We start from the raw sequence: 510 nt of genomic DNA, 5'->3' as shown, positions 1-510 counted from the left end.
GGCCACGCCCGCCGCCCTGTGGGCCGGCGGCTGCCTGGCCTACGGCGCGTGGCTGGGCCTGCGCGAGCGCGACGCCTGGGCCGCCGGCTCCGGCGCGGCCGCCATGGTCATGCACCTGGGCTGGTCGCTCGGCTTCTGGCGACGATTGCTCGGCCTGGGGTCGGCGCCGCGTCGGGCGGAGGCGCGCGCGTGGAGCTGATCGCCTGCCGCAACGCGCGGCCCAACTTCGGCGACGACCTCAACGGCGTCCTCTGGCCGGCGCTCGCCCCCGAGCTGTTCGACCAGGACAAGAGCGAAGGCTTCCTCGGCATCGGCACCATCGTGGGCATGCCGACGCCGGGCGTCGGTTTCCTGCACGTGTTCTCCAGCGGGGTCGGCTACGACCGGCTGGACGGCTGGAAGACGCCGCGCCGGCTGTGGTGCGTGCGCGGTCCGCTGTCGGCGCGCGCGCTCGGGGCCGAGCCGCACGTGGCCCTGACCGACGGCGCGGTGCTGGTCCCGCGCCTGCTC

At 76.3% G+C, this 510-nt stretch carries 2 pseudogenes; both read left to right on the top strand.

From position 1 onward, the window contains the following. Window positions 1-199 (top strand): annotated as a pseudogene (locus tag G3573_RS21960) (hypothetical protein); the annotation flags it as partial. Continuing rightward, a pseudogene (locus G3573_RS21955) lies at window positions 190-510 on the top strand (hypothetical protein); the annotation flags it as partial. The pseudogenes G3573_RS21960 and G3573_RS21955, both read left to right, overlap by 10 nt.

The sequence above is a fragment of the Caulobacter sp. 17J65-9 genome (assembly GCF_010975005.1).
GTDB lineage: Bacteria > Pseudomonadota > Alphaproteobacteria > Caulobacterales > Caulobacteraceae > 17J80-11.
The sequence above is the reverse complement of the archived record's forward strand: the minus strand, read 5'-3'. Positions and strand labels throughout refer to the sequence as shown.